20 protein-coding genes, 1 tRNA gene and 1 pseudogene are annotated in these 20,311 nt (G+C 63.9%); 15 read left to right on the top strand and 7 right to left on the bottom strand.

Translation table 11 applies throughout. The features are described from left to right. From LB526_RS19665 to glpK, 3 genes are all read left to right on the top strand, one after another. Complete coding sequence (locus LB526_RS19665) at window positions 1-288, top strand: DUF2160 domain-containing protein (protein ID WP_095765318.1); 288 nt, start codon at window positions 1-3, stop codon at window positions 286-288. A 75-nt stretch (window positions 289-363) separates the two neighbouring features. Next, window positions 364-2,094, top strand: coding sequence for an ABC transporter substrate-binding protein (locus tag LB526_RS19660; RefSeq protein ID WP_095765319.1), 1,731 nt, complete (start codon window positions 364-366; stop codon window positions 2,092-2,094). Window positions 2,095-2,186: 92 nt separating this feature from the next. Next, entirely contained in the window at window positions 2,187-3,680 is a 1,494-nt protein-coding gene (gene glpK, locus LB526_RS19655) for a glycerol kinase GlpK (RefSeq protein ID WP_224629309.1), read from the top strand. A 73-nt stretch (window positions 3,681-3,753) separates the two neighbouring features. Here glpK and LB526_RS19650 read toward each other — a convergent pair whose 3' ends face one another. After that, window positions 3,754-4,209: a BA14K family protein gene (locus LB526_RS19650; protein WP_224629308.1), complete on the bottom strand. Its 456-nt coding sequence runs from the start codon at window positions 4,207-4,209 to the stop codon at window positions 3,754-3,756. A 292-nt stretch (window positions 4,210-4,501) separates the two neighbouring features. On the opposite strand from LB526_RS19650, the gene LB526_RS19645 reads away from it, so the two are divergent. The 3 genes from LB526_RS19645 to LB526_RS19635 all read left to right on the top strand — a co-directional run bounded on the left by LB526_RS19645 (window position 4,502) and on the right by LB526_RS19635 (window position 6,182). Further along, window positions 4,502-4,577, top strand: a tRNA-Lys gene (locus LB526_RS19645). Window positions 4,578-4,731: 154 nt separating this feature from the next. Next, on the top strand, window positions 4,732-4,938 hold the full coding sequence (locus LB526_RS19640) for a hypothetical protein (RefSeq protein WP_224528907.1): 207 nt from the start codon (window positions 4,732-4,734) through the stop codon (window positions 4,936-4,938). A gap of 98 nt (window positions 4,939-5,036) precedes the next feature. After that, window positions 5,037-6,182: a hypothetical protein gene (locus LB526_RS19635; RefSeq protein WP_224629307.1), complete on the top strand. Its 1,146-nt coding sequence runs from the start codon at window positions 5,037-5,039 to the stop codon at window positions 6,180-6,182. Window positions 6,183-6,214: 32 nt separating this feature from the next. Here the strand turns inward: LB526_RS19635 and dprA are convergent, their stop codons facing one another. The 4 genes from dprA to LB526_RS19615 all read right to left on the bottom strand — a co-directional run bounded on the left by dprA (window position 6,215) and on the right by LB526_RS19615 (window position 10,355). Beyond that, complete coding sequence (dprA, locus tag LB526_RS19630; protein WP_224528899.1) at window positions 6,215-7,342, bottom strand: DNA-processing protein DprA; 1,128 nt, start codon at window positions 7,340-7,342, stop codon at window positions 6,215-6,217. Next, window positions 7,339-7,920 (bottom strand): glycerol-3-phosphate 1-O-acyltransferase PlsY, encoded by a 582-nt coding sequence (gene plsY, locus LB526_RS19625; RefSeq protein ID WP_224544456.1) that lies wholly within the window; start codon window positions 7,918-7,920, stop codon window positions 7,339-7,341. Before plsY ends, dprA begins: the two co-directional genes overlap by 4 nt. 186 nt (window positions 7,921-8,106) lie before the next feature. Next, on the bottom strand, window positions 8,107-9,393 hold the full coding sequence (locus LB526_RS19620) for a dihydroorotase (protein ID WP_224544457.1): 1,287 nt from the start codon (window positions 9,391-9,393) through the stop codon (window positions 8,107-8,109). Beyond that, window positions 9,390-10,355 carry an aspartate carbamoyltransferase catalytic subunit gene (locus tag LB526_RS19615; RefSeq protein WP_224544458.1) on the bottom strand — a complete coding sequence of 322 codons (966 nt, stop codon included), beginning with the start codon at window positions 10,353-10,355 and terminating at the stop codon, window positions 9,390-9,392. The genes LB526_RS19620 and LB526_RS19615 overlap by 4 nt, the downstream gene beginning before the upstream one ends. Window positions 10,356-10,555: 200 nt before the next feature. On the opposite strand from LB526_RS19615, the gene LB526_RS19610 reads away from it, so the two are divergent. The 3 genes from LB526_RS19610 (at window position 10,556) to LB526_RS19600 (ending at window position 13,409) form a co-directional block, all read left to right on the top strand. Next, window positions 10,556-12,184 (top strand): DNA alkylation response protein, encoded by a 1,629-nt coding sequence (locus tag LB526_RS19610; RefSeq protein WP_224544459.1) that lies wholly within the window; start codon window positions 10,556-10,558, stop codon window positions 12,182-12,184. A gap of 329 nt (window positions 12,185-12,513) precedes the next feature. Further along, complete coding sequence (locus LB526_RS19605; RefSeq protein WP_224528986.1) at window positions 12,514-13,068, top strand: hypothetical protein; 555 nt, start codon at window positions 12,514-12,516, stop codon at window positions 13,066-13,068. After that, window positions 13,068-13,409 carry a DUF6105 family protein gene (locus LB526_RS19600; protein ID WP_140841241.1) on the top strand — a complete coding sequence of 114 codons (342 nt, stop codon included), beginning with the start codon at window positions 13,068-13,070 and terminating at the stop codon, window positions 13,407-13,409. The genes LB526_RS19605 and LB526_RS19600 overlap by 1 nt, the downstream gene beginning before the upstream one ends. Here LB526_RS19600 and ruvX read toward each other — a convergent pair. Further along, the gene (ruvX, locus tag LB526_RS19595) at window positions 13,351-13,833 is read right to left on the bottom strand and encodes a Holliday junction resolvase RuvX (protein WP_224528889.1); all 483 of its coding nucleotides are present in this window, start codon (window positions 13,831-13,833) and stop codon (window positions 13,351-13,353) included. The two genes, LB526_RS19600 and ruvX, sit on opposite strands and share 59 nt — an antisense overlap. Window positions 13,834-13,949: 116 nt before the next feature. On the opposite strand from ruvX, the gene LB526_RS19590 reads away from it, so the two are divergent. The 5 genes and pseudogenes from LB526_RS19590 to LB526_RS19570 all read left to right on the top strand — a co-directional run bounded on the left by LB526_RS19590 (window position 13,950) and on the right by LB526_RS19570 (window position 18,015). Further along, window positions 13,950-14,657, top strand: coding sequence for a metal-dependent hydrolase (locus LB526_RS19590; RefSeq protein ID WP_224528848.1), 708 nt, complete (start codon window positions 13,950-13,952; stop codon window positions 14,655-14,657). Between the two features lie 216 nt (window positions 14,658-14,873). Continuing rightward, the gene (gene gatC, locus LB526_RS19585) at window positions 14,874-15,161 is read left to right on the top strand and encodes an Asp-tRNA(Asn)/Glu-tRNA(Gln) amidotransferase subunit GatC (protein ID WP_095765337.1); all 288 of its coding nucleotides are present in this window, start codon (window positions 14,874-14,876) and stop codon (window positions 15,159-15,161) included. Window positions 15,162-15,164: 3 nt separating this feature from the next. Next, the gene (locus LB526_RS19580; RefSeq protein ID WP_224528845.1) at window positions 15,165-15,623 is read left to right on the top strand and encodes a GNAT family N-acetyltransferase; all 459 of its coding nucleotides are present in this window, start codon (window positions 15,165-15,167) and stop codon (window positions 15,621-15,623) included. Continuing rightward, window positions 15,623-17,188 (top strand): amidase, encoded by a 1,566-nt coding sequence (locus tag LB526_RS19575; protein ID WP_224528842.1) that lies wholly within the window; start codon window positions 15,623-15,625, stop codon window positions 17,186-17,188. Before LB526_RS19580 ends, LB526_RS19575 begins: the two co-directional genes overlap by 1 nt. A gap of 30 nt (window positions 17,189-17,218) precedes the next feature. Beyond that, a pseudogene (locus tag LB526_RS19570) lies at window positions 17,219-18,015 on the top strand (YdcF family protein). On the opposite strand, the gene LB526_RS19565 reads toward LB526_RS19570, so the two are convergent. Continuing rightward, window positions 17,988-18,707 carry a DUF599 domain-containing protein gene (locus LB526_RS19565; RefSeq protein WP_140841255.1) on the bottom strand — a complete coding sequence of 240 codons (720 nt, stop codon included), beginning with the start codon at window positions 18,705-18,707 and terminating at the stop codon, window positions 17,988-17,990. The pseudogene LB526_RS19570 and the gene LB526_RS19565 overlap by 28 nt on opposite strands. 168 nt (window positions 18,708-18,875) lie before the next feature. Between LB526_RS19565 and LB526_RS19560 the strand changes: the two genes are divergently transcribed. Then, window positions 18,876-20,279, top strand: a complete 1,404-nt coding sequence (locus tag LB526_RS19560) for an L-serine ammonia-lyase (RefSeq protein ID WP_224528813.1) — start codon at window positions 18,876-18,878, stop codon at window positions 20,277-20,279. Window positions 20,280-20,311: the final 32 nt, after the last annotated feature.

Here is a 20,311-nt window from a genome sequence, read left to right as displayed (position 1 = left end):
ATGAATCTCGACTTCTCCTGGATGGCGTGGACGTGGCCGACGGCGGCCTTCTTCATTGTCATTGTGCTGATGCTCTTTGGCATGGGCGTCTGGGAATATGCCTCGCCCGGCGGTCATCCGCGCATCGGGGTGCTGCGCTTCGAGACGACGCGCGGCGATCGTTTGTTCCTGTCGCTGCTTGGCAGCGCATTTATCCATCTCGCTTGGCTGGGTCTGGTTGGACCCAACCTGTGGTGGGCTCTCGCTCTCTCCGTGGTCTACGCCGTTGGCGTGTTCCGATACGTATAGAGGGGGAATAGTCGGACCGGTCGCGTGCTGGCGGCCGCCCGGATCGCACTTGCAACTTAAGACTGGAGGAGACACATGCGACGGCAATTTCTAACATCGACGACAGCCCTTGTCCTTTTGCTGGGAGCGGGCCATGCCTATGCCGGTATGGACGAGGCAAAAGCCTTTCTCGACAAGGAGATAGGCGACCTGTCGACGCTTTCACGCGCCGACCAGGAAAAGGAAATGCAGTGGTTCATCGACGCAGCCAAGCCGTTCGCCGGCATGGACATCAAGGTCGTTTCGGAAACCATCGCCACGCACCAATACGAGTCACAGGTGCTGGCACCGGCCTTCTCTGCCATCACCGGCATCAAGGTCACACATGACGTCATCCAGGAGGGCGACGTCGTCGAGAAGATCCAGACCCAGATGCAGACCGGCCAGAACCTCTATGACGGCTGGGTCAACGACTCCGACCTGATCGGCACGCATTGGCGCTACCAGCAGGTGCGCAACCTGACCGACTGGATGGCGAATGAAGGCAAGGACGTCACCAATCCGAACCTCGACCTGAAGGACTTCATCGGCACCTCGTTCACGACGGCGCCCGACAAGAAGCTCTATCAGCTCCCCGACCAGCAGTTCGCGAACCTCTACTGGTTCCGCTACGACTGGTTCAACGACGAGAAGAACAAAGCCGACTTCAAGGCCAAATACGGCTACGACCTAGGCGTTCCCGTCAACTGGTCGGCTTATGAGGACATCGCCCAGTTCTTCACCGGCCGCGAGATCGACGGCAAGAAGGTCTACGGCCATATGGACTACGGCAAGAAGGACCCGTCGCTCGGCTGGCGGTTCACGGACGCCTGGCTGTCCATGGCCGGCAATGGCGACAAGGGCATTCCGAACGGCCTGCCCGTCGACGAATGGGGCATCAAGGTCGACGAGAAATCGCGTCCTGTCGGCTCCTGCACGGCGCGTGGCGGCGATACCAACGGCCCGGCCGCGGTCTACTCGATCCAGAAATATCTCGACTGGCTGAAGGCCTACGCTCCGGCGGAAGCCCAGGGCATGACCTTCTCCGAATCCGGCCCGGTGCCGGCGCAGGGCGGGGTCGCGCAGCAGATCTTCTGGTACACCGCCTTCACCGCTTCGATGGTCGACGCCGGCGCCAAGGCGGTGCTGAACGACGACGGCACGCCGAAGTGGCGCATGGCGCCGTCGCCGCACGGCGTCTACTGGAAGGACGGCATGAAGCTCGGTTACCAGGACGTGGGTTCCTGGACACTGATGAAGTCGACGCCTGACGATCGCGCCAAGGCCGCCTGGCTCTACGCGCAGTTCGTCACCTCGAAGACGGTCGACGTGAAGAAGAGCCATGTCGGCTTGACCTTCATCCGCGAGAGCACGATCCACGACAAGAGCTTCACCGAGCGCGCTCCGAAGCTCGGCGGCCTGATCGAGTTCTATCGCTCGCCCGCCCGCGTCCAGTGGTCGCCGACCGGCACCAACGTGCCTGATTATCCGAAGCTGGCGCAGCTCTGGTGGCAAGCGATCGGCGATGCCTCTTCCGGCGCCAAGTCGGCCCAGGAAGCGATGGACTCGCTCTGCGCCGAGCAGGAAAAGGTCATGAGCCGCATCGAGAAGTCGGGCGTCCAGGGCGACATCGGCCCGAAGATGGCCGAAGAGCACGATCTTGCCTACTGGAACGCCGACGCGGTCAAGAAAGGCAATCTCGCTCCTCAGTTGAAGATCGAGAACGAAAAGGAAAAGCCGGTCACCATCAACTACGACGAACTGGTGAAGAGCTGGCAGCAGCAGTAACTGCATGACGCGGGCGTGCTTGCCCATGTAGGAAGTGCAGGGGAGGCGGCTTTGCCGTCTCCCCTGTTGCATGAGAAGCGGAGGGATGCGGAATGAGCGGTTTTGTGCTGGCCATCGATCAGGGAACGACCTCGACCAGGGCGATACTGTTCGACGACAAGATGAAAGTCGCCGGCATCGGCCAGCAGGAATTCGCGCAGCATTATCCGGCTTCCGGCTGGGTCGAACATGACCCGGAAGACATCTGGGCAAGCGTTCTCGCCACAGTGAAAGCGGCGTTGAAGGCCGCCGGCCGCACGGCATCGGATGTGGCCGCGATCGGCATCACCAACCAGCGTGAGACCGTGGTGATCTGGGACAAGGCGACCGGCAAGCCGATCCATAACGCGATCGTCTGGCAGGACAGGCGCACCGCGCCGCTCTGCCAGAAGCTGAAGAAGCAGGGGCTGGAGAAGACATTCACGAAGAAGACCGGCCTGCTGCTCGACCCCTATTTCTCCGGTACCAAGATCGCCTGGATGCTGGACAAGGTGAAGGGTGCCAGAAGGCGCGCCGAGAGGGGCGAACTGCTTGCCGGCACCATCGACAGCTTTCTCATCTGGCGGCTGACCGGCGGCCAAATGCACGCCACCGACGCGACAAATGCCTCGCGCACGCTGGTCTACAACATCGAGAAGAATATCTGGGACGACGAGCTGCTTTCGATCCTGAAGATTCCGGCCGCGATCCTGCCGCAGGTGAAGGACTGCGCCGACGATTTCGGCGTCACCGAGAAGAGCCTTTTCGGGGCCGAGATGCGGATCCTCGGGGTGGCCGGCGACCAGCATGCGGCGACCATCGGCCAGGCCTGCTTCGAGCCCGGCATGATGAAATCCACCTACGGCACCGGCTGCTTCGCGCTGCTCAACACCGGCGCCGATCTGGTGCGTTCGAAGAACCGGCTTTTGACCACCATCGCCTATCGGCTCAACGGCAAGACAACCTACGCGCTGGAAGGCTCGATCTTCATCGCGGGCGCAGCCGTGCAGTGGCTGCGCGACGGCATCAAGGTGATCGGCAAGGCCGAGCAGAGCGGAGTATTGGCTGCGGCCGCCGACCCTGCGCAACAGGTCTATCTGGTGCCGGCCTTCGTCGGCCTCGGCGCGCCGCATTGGGACGCGGATGCGCGCGGCGCGATCTTCGGGTTGACCCGCAATTCGGGCCCGGCCGAGTTCGCCCGCGGGGCACTGGAATCGGTCGCCTTCCAGACGCGCGACCTGCTCGACGCCATGCGCAAGGACTGGAAAGGCGCCTCGGCCAAGACGGTGCTTCGCGTCGACGGCGGCATGGTGGCATCCGACTGGACCATGCAGCGGCTCGCCGACATTCTCGACGCACCGGTCGACCGTCCGACGATCCTGGAGACGACGGCGCTGGGCGCGGCCTGGCTTGCCGGGTCGAAGGCCGGTGTCTGGCCGAAAGCGAAAGAATTCGCCAAGAGCTGGGCGCTGGAGCGGTGCTTCGAGCCGCAGATGGACGCCGCAACGCGCGGTGCGAAACTGGCCGGATGGCGCGACGCGGTGCGCAGGACGTTGAGCTCTCGCTAACATCGGAACGAGAGAGCCCGTGCCTCTCGAGGCACGGGCTCAGTCAACGGCCCTGGGTACTGACTGGAGGCCGTCAGTAGGGCGAAACGCACTGCTGACGCGGGCCTTTGTTAGGCTGGAAGGTGTTGTCCGAGGCGCGATAGGAGCGGTAGCGGTCGTAGCACCACTGCACGTGCGCGTTGCCGCGATAGATGCGGTTGTTCTCACTGTTAACGATGGCGCCGGTGATCAGCGCGCCGGTGGCGAAAGCTGCCAGCGGGAACCAATAGTCGCCATGCCGGCGATAGCCGCGGCGATACTCACGATAGCCGCGATGGCCGTTCCAGTAGACAGCGTCACCACGACGCGAGAAATCGCGGTTGAAGCTGCGGTGCCTTCTCCAGTCCCGATACTGCACGGTCTGAAGATCCGACGACAGGCCCTGGGGTTGCGGTACATAAGCTGGCTGAGCGTTGACCGGCACCATCTCCGCCGCGACGAACGACGCCGAGAGAGCGGCTGCCAACAGGCCGGATGCGATCTTGTTCATTGATCTTCTCCTCGATGGTTGGTGGGGACGTCCTATTTTGCGAAACGGACCCGGATTGCAATGGTTCCCGTTCCACCATCAGCCCATTGTTTCAGCCCATTGTTATTGTAGGGCTTTCTGAAGCAGCCCCAAGCCGGGCCATTGGCGCAGGCATCGAAAGCCGTTCACCCTCGGCGCCCCTTCGAATCCGTTCAAGAAACCCGCCTTGGAAGCCCGTCTTTTTCCGGTTGACCGGCCGCGGCACTCTCCCTATGTTCCGCGCAATTTCGAGGGCGGCGTTCCGAGCCCACGGGAGCGCGTAGCTCAGCCGGTAGAGCAACTGACTTTTAATCAGTAGGTCATGGGTTCGAATCCCATCGCGCTCACCAAAACTTTAACATCCAAATAGATGCGAGATCCGACCTACGGGCGCTTCCATGTCCGGGGCGATCGAAGCAGCACATTTGTCTCCGGCAATCGGAACAAAAGCTTGCGCGCGGCTGTTTCCCTGTTGAAGGGACCGCAATCTGGGATGCGGATACAGTGGACGTACTGAACTTGGAACTGGCCAGGGCCAGGCTGCGCGTCAAGCGCGCAGAAACTTCGCTCAATCATGCAAAAGAAATGCTGGATGAAGAATGTGGCGTCGGGATCAATCTCGCGCTGTGCGACCGCATAAGGTCGGAGAAGAAGCGAGTGGCGGAGGCCAGAAAGCGGCTAATGAAGATCGCTTCGAACGCCTCAGCGTGACGGGGTGACTTGCCCGAAGGCAAGAGAGATCCTGCCGCGTTGCCTTGTCCCTGGATGGGGTCGTGGTTAAACTCGGCGCCTCCGAGGGAGGCTCCAGGATGGCACTTGACCTTTCGGTTGATTCACAGGCGCCCAAGGCGGCGACGCCGCCGGGCAGATATCTTTTCGGCCCGGTCGCCGATTTCCTGATGCTCGGCGGCAGCGCGTTTCTGATCCTGCCACTGCTGTTCCTGGTGCCGCGCGAGTATGAAGGCTCATTGGCCGCGACGATGGTCGTCGTGGCCTATCTGGTGAACTATCCGCATTTCGCCCACTCCTACCAGATTTTCTACCGCAATTTCGGCCGCAAGGCGCGTGGCGAGGGCTACGACAGAAGCCTGCAGCTCCGCTACATTTTCGCCGGCGTCATCGTGCCAGTGGTCATGACCCTGTTCTTCGCCTATGGCGCGGCGACGTCGAACACGCGGCTGCTCGGCTTTGCGGCCAACGCAATGTTCTTCTTCGTCGGCTGGCACTACGTCAAGCAAGGCTACGGCATGCTGATGGTCGACGCCGTCCTGAAGCGCAAATTCTTCGACGACCGGGACAAGAAGGTGCTGCTCGTCAACAGCTATGCGGTGTGGATCCTGGCCTGGCTGCAGACGAATACGGCCGTGACGCAGGGGCAATATTACGGCCTTCAATATTACACCTTCGCGGCGCCGTCCTGGGTTATCGACATCGCCGTGCTGGCGGCCGTTGGATCGACGGCGGCCACGCTTTTCATGCTGGTCAGCCGCTGGCGAAGGAATGGCGGGGGACTGCCTTACAACGGCATCGTGGCCTATGTCGCCTCGCTCTATCTCTGGATCCTGATCGCCAGGATTAACCCGCTCTGGCTGCTCGTGGTGCCGGCGCTGCACTCGCTGCAATATCTGGCCGTGGTGTGGCGCTATCAAACCAATGTCGAGCGTGATGTCTCGGATGCCGCGCGGGATCCGGAGCCGAAGATGCTATCTGTGCTCGGGCCCCGCTATAGGTTGCGGGTGCTGGGATTCATCATCGGGGGTGGGGCGCTCGGCTATCTCGGCTTCTGGCTGATCCCGTTCGTGCTGACCGCCCTGGTTCCCTACGACGTGCAGGTGCTCGGTTCGTCGCTGTTCTTCTTCATCGTGCTGATCTTCATCAACGTGCACCACTATTTCCTCGACAATGTGATGTGGCGCCGCGGCAATCCGGAAGTGTCGAAATATTTGTTCCGATAGGAGGATCCAAACCCGGAACTGAAGCCCGCAGGTCACGCGATCAGCGACACATTCCCGCCGGCGTGACGCTCAAGTCGTCCCGCAAGGTCGAGTTCAAGCAGCACCATCGATATCTGCGCTGCACTCATGCCGGTGTGGCGGATAATGTCGTCCACCGCGATCGGCGTAGGCCCGAGCGCTTCCAGCACATCGGCGCGGTCGTTTTCGCCTGGCGGCGGCATGGCTGATATGTCGGGCGCCTCGGCAAGTGGGGCGGTTCTTGGAAGCCGGGCGCCGGCAAGCGGCGCCAGCGCGCTAAGGATATCGGCGGCTTCAGTGACCAGCGTGACGCCGTCCTTGAGCAGCGCGTTGCAGCCGGCAGCGCGCGGATCGAGCGGCGAGCCCGGCACGGCGAAGACCAGCCGGCCCATTTCGTTGGCAAGGCGCGCGCTGATCAGTGAGCCGGAGCGCTGCGCCGCCTCAACCACCACCAGTCCAAGCGCCATCCCTGCGACCAGGCGGTTGCGGCGTGGGAAATCCTGGGAGCGCGGCTGCCACCCGAAGGGCATCTCGGAAACAATGGCGCCGCCGCGATCGGCGATCTCATCGCAAAGGCCGGCATTCTCGGGCGGGTAGGGGACATCGAGCCCGCCGGCCAGCACGCCGACTGTGCCGGTCGAAACGCTGCCTTTGTGCGCGGCCGTGTCGATGCCGCGCGCCAGGCCGGAAACGATGGCGTAGCCGTCTCGGCCGAGATCGGCCGCCAGCATGCGCGCCATCTTGATGCCGGCCAGCGAGGCATTGCGAGCGCCGACAATCGCCACCGCCGGCAAGCGGAAGACCGCGCCTTCGCCTTTTACCGCCAGCAACGGCGGCGGGTTGTCGAGAGTCTTCAGCAGGGGCGGATAATCGGCCTCGCCGACGCCGACGAAGCGGGCGCCGGCGCGCCGCGCGGCCTCCAGCTCGGCTTCGGCCTCGGCGATGGAGGGGATGCGGACGATGCGATTGGCGCCGCCGGAGATCATCAATTCGGGCAGCATTTCAAGCGCGGCTTCGGCCGAGCCGAAGCGGTTGATCAGCTCGCGAAACGAGGCCGGGCCGACATTGGGCGTGCGGATCAGGCGAAGCCAGGCAAGCCGCTGCCGATCGCTGAGACGCGGGCCGGCAGCCAGGGCGCTCATCCCTTCGCCCCAATCTTGCCCTCGGTGCCGGCGAGCAGCCGCGAGATGTTTGCTCGATGCTTGACGATGACGATCAGGCTCATCGCCGCGAACAGGCCGGCGATCTGCGGTGTGTTTGTGACATAGAGCGCGATCGGCACGACCACCGCGGCCGCCAATGCCGCCAACGAGGAATAGCGGAACAGGAAGGCCATCGCGAGCCAGACGACGGCGAAGACAAGCATGCCTTGCCAGGCAAGGCCAAGCAGCACGCCGAGATAGGTGGCGACACCCTTGCCGCCCTTGAAGCCGAGCCAGACCGGGAAGAGGTGGCCGAGAAAGGCACCGAAACCGGCCAACAGTCCGAAGTCCGGCGAAAAATGTCCGGCGATCAGCACCGCGGCAGTGCCTTTCAGCGCATCGAGCAGCAGAGTGGCGGCAGCAAGGCCCTTGTTACCCGTCCTCAGCACATTGGTCGCGCCGATGTTGCCGGAGCCGATCTGGCGCACGTCGCCGAGCCCGGCCGCACGGGTGATCAGGAGCCCGAACGGGATCGAGCCGAGCAGATAGCCGAAGACGAGCGCGATCACGTAACCCATTGTTTCCCCCATATTTCCTGCCGCCCGGTTGCTCTTCCTATGATTGATACACTGTGCGCGATGCAACCATAGTTTGCAAGCGCTGGCCCTGCTTGGGCGTGAATTTATCATAATGGTAGAGTCGGGAGGGTTCGCCAAGCAAGTCTATGCCGGGCAGGCTGAGCAGGGCTTAAGCGATGCGGTGGCTTATGCGGAAAACACCGTGCGGCCCGCCACCACCGTTTGCAGGACCGTGCCCTGCAGACGCGCGCCCTCGAAACAGGTGTTCTTCGAGCGCGAGCGCAGACCGCTTTCGCTGACGATCCACGGCTCGTCCAGATCGACGACCGCGAGATCGGCCGGCGCCCCCGGCTTCAGCGTGCCGCCCGGCAGGCCGAACAGTCTGGCCGGCGCCGTGGACAGCGTCTCGATCAGCCTCAACAGCGGCACGTCGCCATTGTGGTAAAGCCGAAGCGCCGCGCCCAGCAACGTCTCCAGCCCGATGGCGCCGGCAGCGGCGTCGGCGAAGGGCAGGCGCTTGGTGTCGACGTCCTGCGGATCGTGCGAGGAGACGACGATGTCGATCGTGCCGTCCTTGATCGCCTCGATCATCGCCAGCCGGTCGTCCTCGGCGCGCAGGGGCGGGGTCAGCCGGAAGAAGGTGCGGTATTCGCCGACATCGTTCTCGTTGAGCGACAGATTATGGATAGCGACGCCGGCTGTGACATTGGCGCCCTCGGTCTTGGCACGGTTTACCGCGCCGGCCGCCATCGCCGACGAGATTTTTGCCGCGTGGTAGGCGCCGCCGGTCAGCCGGACCAAAGCCAGGTCGCGTTCCAGCGGAATCAGCTCCGCCTCACGCGGAATGCCCGACAGGCCGAGCCAGCTCGCATAGAGCCCTTCGTTCATCACGCCGGACGAGGCGAGGTTGGCATCTTGCGTTTCGTGCGCGATGACGCTGCCGAAATCGCGGGCGTAGGTCAGCGCGCGGCGCATCACCAGCGCATTGGCGATCGTGTGGCGGCCGTCGGTGTAGGCGACGGCGCCGGCCTCGCGCAGCAGGCCGAACTCGGTCATCTCGCGGCCTTCGAGGCCCTTGGTGATCGCTGCCGACGGGAAGATGTTGACGCTAGCGGTGTCGCGTGCCGTGCGCAGCACGAATTCGACCAGCGCGACATTGTCGATCACCGGATCGGTGTCCGGCATCATGACGATGGAGGTGACGCCCCCCGCCGCCGCGGCGACGCTTGCCGAAGCGATGGTTTCGCGATGCTCGCCGCCTGGCTCGCCGATGAAGACGCGCGCGTCGACAAGGCCTGGAATGATCGTCTTGCCGGCGCAGTCGACGACGGCGGCGCCTTCCGGCACGCCCTGGTTCAACGCGGCTTTCCCGGCAGCGACGATTTTGCGGCCGTCGACTATGACGCTGCCGATCTCGTCCACGCCGCGCGAGGGGTCGACAATGTGCGCCTTGCTGAAGACGGTCACGCTCATGCGCCGCGCCCTTCATGGTTGCGGCGCGGATCAAGCAGCGCCTCCATCACCGCCATGCGCACGGCGACCCCCATCTCGACCTGTTCCTGGATGACGCTTTGCGGTCCGTCGGCGATCTCGGAGGCGATCTCGACGCCGCGGTTCATCGGGCCGGGATGCATGACAAGCGCATCGTCCTTGGCAGCTTTCAGCTTCTCGGCATCAAGGCCGAAATAGCGGAAATATTCGCGGACCGACGGCACGAAAGCGCCTTCCATGCGCTCGCGCTGCAGGCGCAGCATCATGACCACGTCGGCGTCCTTGAGGCCTTCGGCCATCGAGCGCGACACGATCACGCCCATCCTGTCGATGCCGGACGGCAGCAATGTCGAGGGCGCGACGACGCGCACCTGCGCGCCAAGCGCGTTCAGAAGCATGATGTTGGAGCGGGCGACGCGGGAATGCAGGATGTCGCCGCAGATCGCCACGATCAGCTTCGACAGCGGTCCCTTGGCGCGGCGGATGGTCAGCGCGTCGAGCAACGCCTGCGTCGGGTGCTCGTGCGCGCCGTCGCCGGCATTGACCACCGAGCAGCCGACCTTCTGGGCGAGCAGGGCAGCTGCGCCAGCCGATTGGTGGCGGATGATCAGGATGTCGGGGCGCATGGCGTTGAGGGTTATGGCCGTATCGATTAGCGTCTCGCCCTTCTTCACCGAGGAGCTTGCCACCGACATGTTCATGACGTCGGCTCCGAGACGCTTGCCGGCGAGTTCGAAGGAGGATTGCGTGCGGGTCGATGCCTCGTAGAACAGGTTGATTTGGGTGCGGCCGCGCAGCGTCGAGGTCTTCTTTTCCGATTGCCGCGAGATCGCCACGGCCTGGTCCGCCCGATCAAGCAACAGCTCGATATCGGCGGGGGAAAGATCGCGGATGCCCAGAAGATGGCGGTGGGGGAAGAGCGGCAGGGACGAAGCGTCGGTCATCTCAAGGCGCTGCTATAGGGTGCGGTCCGGCCTGCCGCAAGCGCCAGCTTTGGATCGCGGGCGTTCTCCCCGGTATTTTCGTCGCGCGCCTTCCGTGGCTTGGGCTATAAGGCCCAGTGGCTTCGGATTCGCGACCGCGGGCTTGGAAATGGTAAGAACCTCTCGGCCAACTGAAGGATTGGGCAACTGAAGGATTGGGCGTGACCGACGAGGTGATCAACCAGCCGCCGCCATTGGCAGGCGGCAATGCATGGCGGGGCGATCCGTTGCTCATCCAGCTGGCCGAGCGTTTTTCCGACCCCGTGCGCAAGGATCTCGATGGGCTTGGCCGGTTCGTGATGACGCAGGAAGCGCAGGAACTCGCCCGCCTCGCCAACACCGACACGCCGAAATTGCGCACCCATGACCGCCAGGGCCGCCGCCTCGATCTTGTCGAATATCATCCGGCCTATCATGCCTTGATGCGCCGCGCGATCGCCGGCGGCCTGCATTCTTCGGTATGGGAAAACGGCGATGCCGAGATCGGCCGCCGCCATCAGGTGAGGGCGGCACGCTTCTACCTGACCGCTGAGCTCGAGACGGGGCATCTTTGCCCCATTACCATGACCAGCGCTTCGCTGGCGGCCTTGATGGCAAGCCCGAAGCTTTTCCGCGAATGGGCGCCGCGCGTGACGACGCGCAAATACGACCAGGCGCAGAAGCCTCCCGTGCAGAAGACCGGGCTGACGCTCGGCATGGGCATGACCGAGAAGCAGGGCGGCACCGATGTGCGCGCCAACACCACCAGAGCGGAGCGAACCGGCAGTGGTTTTTACCGGTTGACCGGCCACAAATGGTTCATGTCGGCGCCGATGTCGGATGCCTTCCTGGTGCTCGGACAGGTTCCGGAGGGGCTGTCCTGTTTCCTCGTGCCGCGCATCCTGGGCGACGGTTCCGGCAACGGCTTCCGCTTCCAGCGGCTGAAGGACAAGCTCGGCAACCGCTCGAACGCCTCGTCGGAGGTGGAGTTTGTCAACGCGATCGGCGAGATGGTCGGCGACCCGGGCGCGGGCGTGAAGACGATCATGGATATGGTGACGCTGACCAGGCTCGACTGCGCGGTCGCTTCGTCGGCGCTGATGCGGGCGGGCCTCTCCGAGGCCGTCCATCACACGCGTCATCGGCAGGTGTTCGGCTCCAACCTGATCGACCAGCCGCTGATGCAGCGGGTTCTGGCCGACATGGCGCTCGACGTCGCCGCGGCCACGGCGCTGTCGTTCCGGCTGGCGCGCTCTTTCGACGAGGCGGCAAGCGATCGCGGCGAGGCGGCCTTTGCCCGCGCCATGACGCCAGTCGTCAAATACTGGGTCTGCAAGATTGCGCCGCAGCTGCTTTACGAGGCGATGGAATGCCTTGGCGGCAACGGCTATGTCGAGGAAGCGCCGCTTGCCCGCTACTACCGGGAGGCGCCGGTCAACGCGATCTGGGAGGGCTCTGGCAATGTCATGGCGCTCGACGTGCTGCGCGTGCTCGGCCGCGCGCCCGGCCTGTTCGAGGAGGTGCTGACCGGCATCGACCGCGATCTCGGCACCGGCGGACGGGGCACCATCGGCGTGCTGAAGGCCGCCATGCAGGTCGCCGCGACCGACCAGGGCTCGGCGCGCCTGCTCACCGAACAGCTGGCGCTTTCGGCCGCCGCGGCGGAGCTGCGCAGGCTGGGGGCAGGGCGGATCGCCGACGCTTTCGTCGAAACGCGGCTCGGCGGCCAGTGGCGCACCACCTACGGCATGCTCGACTCGCGCCACGACGCGCGCATGATCATCGACACGCTCTATCCACCGGTGACCTGATCCGCCTCTAAATCTCTAAACCAAGAGATTGAGCATCACGTCATCCGAAAACCGCTTCACGCTTTTTCGACATCATACCGTAGAGCGCATCGCGCCGAAACGGATTCGGGTGACGCGCTTAAGTCGTTGTTGTGATGAATGTCGTTATCCCAGAACCGCTGCGCACTTCTGGGCGACATGCATCAACGGCAGATTGCCGATCTGTGGATAGCTGTTAACCTTAACAAATGGTTTCCGTTGCGGCGAGCCGATGCAAAGCCCACTCTCCACTTTGCTGGAGTAGGGAAGGGTTAACCATGACCTCCCCGAACTCCGCCAACGGGAAACGTATGCGGCACGTGTTGAGCTCAGTTCTGGCCTTGCATTGGGCGGTGGTTTTCGCCCTGCTTGCCTATATCTGCATGGACGGCAGCCGCGGCATAGCGACGGCGCTTGGCGTGCTTGGCCTCTCAGTCCAGGCCAACGGGCTTCCCGGGCTTGAAAATGTTGCCGTGCTGGCGCCGCTTTCGATCGCGTTGTTGATCGTCGCGGTGTTGTTCTGTTGGGCCTTCGTCGAAACGCTGCTGAACGCGGCGGCAAGGCCGGACGCGGGCGAGAGCGTGGCCCGGATCGCCTTCATCTCGGCATCTTTCCTGCTTTCGCTGATCCTCATCGGCGGCGTGGTTCAAGGCATTAACGGCCTGTTCATGATCGTCGCCATCCAGATGACGGCGCTGCTTGCCTCTTACATCGCCGTGCTGGCTGAACGCCGCTCCACCTTTGCAGCAATGCACTTGCCCGAGGGTGATATCCGCGCCGCCTCGCGCATGGCGATAGGAGCCGCGCACAGCTCGCTTCTTTCCCGCATATCCGGCCGCCCTGAAAACCCTGGAGGCAGGCGCTGATGCGCACGATATTCACGCTCTGGGCTGCTCCGATGGCCATCTTTTGGGGATGGTTCTTCCTGTCGGCCAACGACATGAATTTCGGCTATGCGATGCTGAGCCGACAGGTGCACGATTTCGCTTTCCAGCTCTACGGCCAGATGCTCGGCGTCGATCCGGCGATCATTCCGGGCATGGTGGCGCGGACCTGCATTTTCGACTTTTTCCTGCTCATGGGACTTTGGGCCTTCCGCCGCCGGCGCAACATCGCCGAATGGATCAGGCAGCGCCGGCACGGCGATATCAGCCCCGATCGGCTCGGCCAAGCGACTGAAGCCGGTCCAACGCTCCCTGCAGAATAAAGGCGGCGGCCGCCGAATCGATCTTGCCGGCGCGCTTCTTGCGCGAGAAATCCATCTCGATCAGCGTCCGTTCGGCCGCAACCGTCGATAGCCGCTCGTCCCACAGCACGAAGGGCAGGTCGGAAAGCGGCGCCATGTTGCGGACGAAGGCGCGGGATTTTTGTGCTCGGGGCCCTTCCGAGCCGTCCATGTTGACCGGGAGGCCGAGTACGACGGCGCCGACATTGTCCTTCTGGAGCTGAGCGAGAAGCTGGGCGGCATCCAGCGAAAATTTCTTGCGCAGGATGACCGGGCGCGGATGGGCGAAGGAAAGCCCGCGATCGGAAACCGCCACGCCGATCGTCTTGTCGCCGAGATCGAGCCCGGCGAGCGTCTTGCCGCCGGCAAGCCGCGCCGGCAATTCCTCGATTGAAATAATGCCCAACGACTTCCTCTGATATCCAGGCGTCACATCCTTTTGACGTGTAGGAGGAGGGCGCCACTTTCAATTTGCGACTAGCGTTCTATCTTCCGGCAACGGAGAAATCGAGGAAAGCGCTCATGAAACTTACCTGGTACGGGCATTCGGCATTTCGCGTCGAGACCAAGGACGCCACCATTCTCATCGACCCCTATCTGGTCGGCAATCCATCGTGGACGGGCGGCTGGGAAGGGCCGGCGGAAGGCGTGACCCATGTTCTCCTGACTCATGGCCACAACGACCATGTCAGCGGCGCGGTCGAAGTGCTGAAGAAAAGCGGCGCCATGCTGGTCGCCAATTTCGAGATCTGCATGTACCTCGTCGGCCAGGGCGTCAGCGGCGACAAGATCAATCCGGGCAATATTGGCGGCACCGTCGATTGCGGCCCTTTCACCACGACCTTCGTCCAGGCGCTGCACTCGTCCTCCTTCGGCGGCGAAGGCGGCACGAACACCTATCTCGGCAATCCGGGCGGGCTTGTCCTGCATTTTCCCGAGGACAAGACGCTCTACCATATGGGCGACACCGATATCTTCTCCGACATGGGGCTGATCAACGAATTGCACGAACCGAAGATCGGCATCGTCCCGATCGGCGACCGCTTCACCATGGGCGGCGCCGTGGCGGCCCTTGCCTGCCGCCGCTTCTTCGGCTTCGATACGGTCGTTCCCTGCCATTTCGGCACCTTCTCGATGATCGACCAGACCGCCGACAAGTTCGTCGCCGGCATGGAAGGCTCGGGCGTAAAGGTGGCGCTGCCGGACATCGGCAAGGCGATCACGATCTAGATTTCTCTGCGTCGCAAGAGCTCTGCTCCCGAGCCAGGAAAAGATACACTGCAGACAGGCCGGCAAACCGTGGCAGCCACTATCACTGCGAGGGCGTGGCATTGCCGCGTAAGCGCCCGGGGAACGACCGCGTGGCGATCGAACCGGCATGATCCGTGTTGCACGCTGAGCGCCGCGCCGCTATAGCCCGAACTGGTTTTCCCGAGGCGATAGAACATGTCCGTTGATCTTCAGACCGTGAAGCGCGTCGCGCACCTTGCCCGCATAGCGGTGAGCGAGGAGGACGCCGAGCGCATGACCGGCGAACTGAACGCCATTCTCGGCTTCGTCGAGCAGTTGAACGAGGTCGATGTTTCGGGCGTCGAGCCGATGACCTCGGTCACGCCGATGGAGATGAAGAAGCGCCAGGATGCCGTCACCGACGGCAACAAGGCCGCCGACATCGTCGCCAACGCGCCGGCGACGGACGAGAACTTCTTCCTCGTTCCGAAGGTGGTGGAGTAGAGCGTGGCTGTCGAGATCGCCGTCGAGACGCCTTTGCAGGACGACGTGCGCGCGCTGGTCGCCGAACTCAACGCCGCGCTGCTCGAACTGACGCCGCCCGAGCACTGCTATCATCTCACCGTCGAGCAGATGGCCGACGAGGATACGACGGTGTTCATCGCTCGCGACAACGGCCTTGCTGTCGGCTGCGGCGCGCTCAAGCGCCATGACGATGCGGTCGGCGAGGTCAAGCGTATGTACACGCGGCCTTCGCATCGCGGCCGCAAGATCGGCGCCGAGATCGTCGCACGTGTCGAGGCGCTTGCCCGGCAGGAAGGGCTGAGGCGCTTGGTCCTTGAAACCGGCGATCGGCACCCCGCCGCCTGGACCGTCTATGAGCGCGCCGGATTCTCGCGTTGCGGACCGGTGCTGGATTATCCCGACTCCGAGTGGTCGGTGTTTTACGAAAAGAGCCTTGCCTGATGAGCGATCTCACACATCTCACCATTTCCGAGGCCCGCGCCAAGCTGCGCGGCAAGGAGATCACCGCGGCCGAGATCACCGAGGCCTATCTCGCGGCGATCGAGCGCGCCAATCCCGTGCTCAATGCCTATGTGACTGTGACCGCCGACAAGGCGCGCGACATGGCCAAGGCTTCCGATGCCAAGTTGGCGACGGGCGAGGGCGGCGCGCTGGAAGGCATTCCGCTCGGCATCAAGGACCTGTTCGCCACCGAAGGCATCCACACCCAGGCCTGCAGTCACGTGCTGGACGGCTTCAAGCCGCGCTACGAGTCGACCGTGACCAGCAATCTGTGGGCCGACGGCGCCGTCATGCTCGGCAAGCTCAACATGGATGAGTTCGCCATGGGCTCGTCCAACGAGACCTCCTATTACGGCCCGGTGATCAATCCGTGGCGACGCTCGCGTGTCGATAGGGTCGTCATGCCGACGACGCATCAGGGCGATGGCGGCTTTGTGTCCGCCGGCGGCACGAAGACGGCGCGGACCTTGGACAACGCCCAGCTGGTACCGGGCGGCTCGTCGGGTGGGTCGGCTTCGTCGGTGGCCGCCTTCCTTTGCGCCGGCGCCACCGCCACCGATACCGGCGGCTCGATCCGCCAGCCAGCCGCCTTGACCGGCACGGTCGGCATCAAGCCGACTTACGGGCGCTGCTCGCGCTGGGGCATCGTCGCCTTCGCTTCCTCGCTCGACCAGGCCGGGCCGATCGCGCGCGATGTGCGCGACGCCGCGATCCTGCTGAAGTCGATGGCCTCCGTCGACCCGAAGGACACGACCTCGGTCGACCGTCCGGTGCCGGACTATGAGGCGGCGATCGGCAAGCCAATCAAGGGCATGAAGGTCGGCATTCCGAAGGAGTATCGTGTCGACGGCATGCCGGAAGACATCGAGGCGCTCTGGCAGAAAGGCATTGCCTGGCTGAAGGACGCCGGCGCCGAGATCGTCGACATCTCCCTGCCGCATACCAAATATGCCTTGCCCGCCTACTATATCGTGGCGCCCGCCGAAGCTTCGTCGAACCTCGCCCGCTATGACGGCGTGCGCTACGGCCTGCGCGTGCCCGGCAAGGATATCGTCGACATGTATGAGAAGACCCGCGCCGCCGGTTTCGGCCGCGAGGTCAAGCGGCGCATCATGATCGGCACCTATGTGCTGTCGGCGGGCTATTACGACGCCTACTATCTGCAGGCGCAGAAGGTGCGCACGCTGATCAAGCGCGACTTCGAGAACGTCTTTGCCGCCGGCGTCGATGTGATCCTGACGCCGGCGACGCCGTCGGCCGCCTTCGGCATCGCCGACGAGGACATGGCCTCCGATCCGGTCAAGATGTATCTCAATGACATCTTCACCGTGACGGTGAACATGGCCGGCCTTCCCGGCATTTCGGTGCCGGCCGGCCTCGACGGCAAGGGCCTGCCGCTCGGCCTGCAGCTGATCGGCCGCCCGTTCGACGAGGAAACGCTGTTCCAGACGGCCAACGTCATCGAGCAGGCCGCGGGCAGGTTCCAGCCGGAGAAGTGGTGGTAGCGTCGCCCCTCATCTGACAAGGGGCGATGCATGTTCTACTATCTTTCCAAGATTCTCTGGTTCTTCATCCAACCGATCAACCTGGCGATCTTCCTGTTGCTTGCCGGCTGCTGGCAGCGCTGTTTGGGCGCCGGCGGCTGGCGGCCGCAGGCAGTGTGCTCGGCATCGCGATCCTGGTCCTTTCGGCCTGGACGTCGGTCGGCGCGATGATGCTCAATCCGCTCGAAGAACGCTTCCCCAAGCCGCCATTGCCCGAGAAGGTCGACGGCATCGTCGTGCTTGGCGGCGGCTTCGAGGGCGCCATCAATCTGGCGCGCGGCGGTTACGAGCTGAACAGCAGCGGCGACCGCATGGTGGAGACAGCGATCCTTGCGAGGCGCTTTCCGCAAGCGAAGGTCGTCGTATCGGGCGGCAACGGCTCGCTTTTTCTCGACGGCGAGGGCGACGCCGACACGGCGCCGCGGCTGCTCGGCGCCTTAGGCGTTTCCGCCGATCGCCTGATCCTAGAGGATAAATCCCGCAACACTTACGAGAATGCGGTGTTCTCGCGAAAACTGGTCGAGCCGAAGCCGGGCGAGACCTGGCTGTTGGTAACCTCGGCTTTCCACATGCCGCGCGCCAAGGCGCTGTTCGACAAGGCGGGTTTTACGACCGTTCCGTGGCCGGTCGACTATCGCACCTCGGGCAGGGAAGGCGTCGGCTTCTACCGCGACAATCCGGTCGATTCGGTGCAGGCGACTACCATCGCAGTGCGCGAATGGATCGGGCTTTTCGCCTACAGGCTGTCCGGCAAGATCGATCAGTTCTTTCCCGGGCCGGGCGGCTGACCGAGCACGGCTTGCCGGGCCGCCGAGAAGAACTGGCGCCGCACTAGCACCGCCAGAAGCACCAGCGTCGATATCACGAAGACGACCGGGTCGACGAACCAGCCGAGATAGCCGATCGAGAAGAAGACGGCGCGCAGTCCGGAGTTGAAGTGCTTGCCGGCAAGCACATTCATGCGCGTCGCCCGCCACACCGCCGTTTCGCTGACCGGGTTGCGCGAAGCCGGGCCATGCGGGGTCGGCACCGCGCCGATCAGGATCGAGCAATAGTTGAACAGGCGGTAGGCCCAGCCGAATTTGAAGAAGGCGAAGGCCAGGACAAGCACCAGGCCGAACACCTTGGTCTGGAAGGCTTCGCGCGACGAGGCCGCGCCGAAGGGCAGGTCGGCCAGAACCTCAAGCACGCGGTCAGAGGCGCCGAGCAGGGCAAAGCAGCCGCCGAGCGCGATCAGAGAAGAAGAAGCGAAGAAGGCGGTGCCTTGCTGCAGGCCGCCCATGATGGCGGTGTCAACGATGCGGATTTCACGCTCGGCCATATTGCGCATCCAGGCCTCGCGCTGGGCATTCATCGCCGTGGTCAGCGACATGCGACGGACCAGCTTGCCGTCCGAGGCGAGCGTGTGCGCAACCCAGACGACCAGGAAGAAAGCCAGCGCCGCCAGATCGGCCGCCGAAAGATGAAGTGAATCGCCCATCCATTGCTTTTAACACAAGGGGTGCCGGCACTTCGACAGGCGGCAAGCGATGTCGCTGGCGGACCAAACAAGGTCGGCAGCCGCCGCGCCGCGCCATGCAAAACAGCGGAAACATCCCGGGAATTCCTATATGTAAGCCTTGAGCGGTCCTCAGGAGACGACGCCCCAGTGTTCCTTTCGGTTTTCGACCTGTTCAAGATCGGCATCGGCCCATCGAGCTCGCACACGATGGGGCCGATGACGGCCGCGCGCCGCTTCCTCGACGAGATCCTGGCCGGCGACTGGCCCCGGCCCGCCGGCGTCAAGGTTGACCGCATCGGCGCCAGCCTGCACGGCTCGCTTGCCTATACCGGCATCGGCCACGGCTCGGACCGCGCCGTCATCCTGGGCCTGGCAGGCCAGACGCCGCAGACGGTCGATCCGGACGAGGCCGACGCCATCGTCGCCCGTATCGGCGCGGAAAAGCGAGTTTCGCCGCCCGGGCATCCGACATATCGCTTCGATCCCGCCAAGGACCTCGTGCTCGACCGCAAGACGCCGCTGGCCGGCCACGCCAACGGCATGGCCTTCTATGCCTATGATGCTTCCGACCGGCTGCTGCTCAAACGCATCTATTATTCGATCGGCGGCGGTTTCGTCGTCTCCGAGGAAGAGCTGCAGCGCATGAAGGCAAAGGGCTCGGTGACGACCGAAGGCAAGAACGTGCCGTACCCCTTCAAGAACGCCGCCGAAATGCTGGCTATGGCGGCCAAGAGCGGGCTTTCGATCGCCGAGATGAAGCGCGCCAACGAGGAAAAGCATATGTCGCGCGAGGAGCTCGACGAAGGTCTCGACGCGATCTGGGGCGCGATGAAGGGCTGCATCGATCGCGGCTTGTCGCAGGACGGCATAATGCCGGGCGGGTTGAAGGTGCGCCGCCGCGCGCGGCAGCTGCACGACAAATTGCAGGAACAGTGGCAGCAGAACAGGCCAAATCCGTTGCTCGCCAATGATTGGCTGTCGATCTACGCCATGGCAGTCAACGAGGAGAACGCCGCGGGCGGTCGCGTGGTTACGGCGCCGACCAATGGCGCTGCCGGCACGCTGCCGGCAGTGCTGCGCTACTGGCTGCATTTCCATCCCGAAGCCGACCAGCCGAGCATCCGCGACTTCCTGCTGACGGCCGCCGCCGTCGGCGGCATCATCAAGTCCAACGCCTCGATCTCGGGCGCCGAGGTCGGTTGCCAGGGCGAGGTGGGTTCCGCTTCGGCGATGGCCGCCGCCGGGCTTTGCGCCGTCATGGGCGGCACGCCCGAGCAGGTGGAGAACGCCGCCGAGATCGCGCTCGAGCATCATCTCGGTATGACATGCGATCCTGTCGGAGGCCTGGTGCAGGTGCCCTGCATCGAGCGCAACGCGCTTGGCGCGGTGAAGGCAGTGACGGCGGCCTCCTTGGCCATCAAGGGCGACGGCACGCATTTCGTGCCGCTCGACGCCGCGATCGAGACCATGCGCCAGACCGGCCTCGACATGAACGAGAAATACAAGGAAACCAGCCTCGGCGGTCTCGCGGTCAATGTGGTGGAGTGCTGAGGTCTTATCGAGACCCCAGGCTGGCCCTGTGG

Source organism: Mesorhizobium sp. CA6 (assembly GCF_020165035.1).
GTDB lineage: Bacteria > Pseudomonadota > Alphaproteobacteria > Rhizobiales > Rhizobiaceae > Mesorhizobium.
Note: the sequence above shows the minus strand (reverse complement) of the source record. Positions and strands in the feature narration are given on the sequence as shown.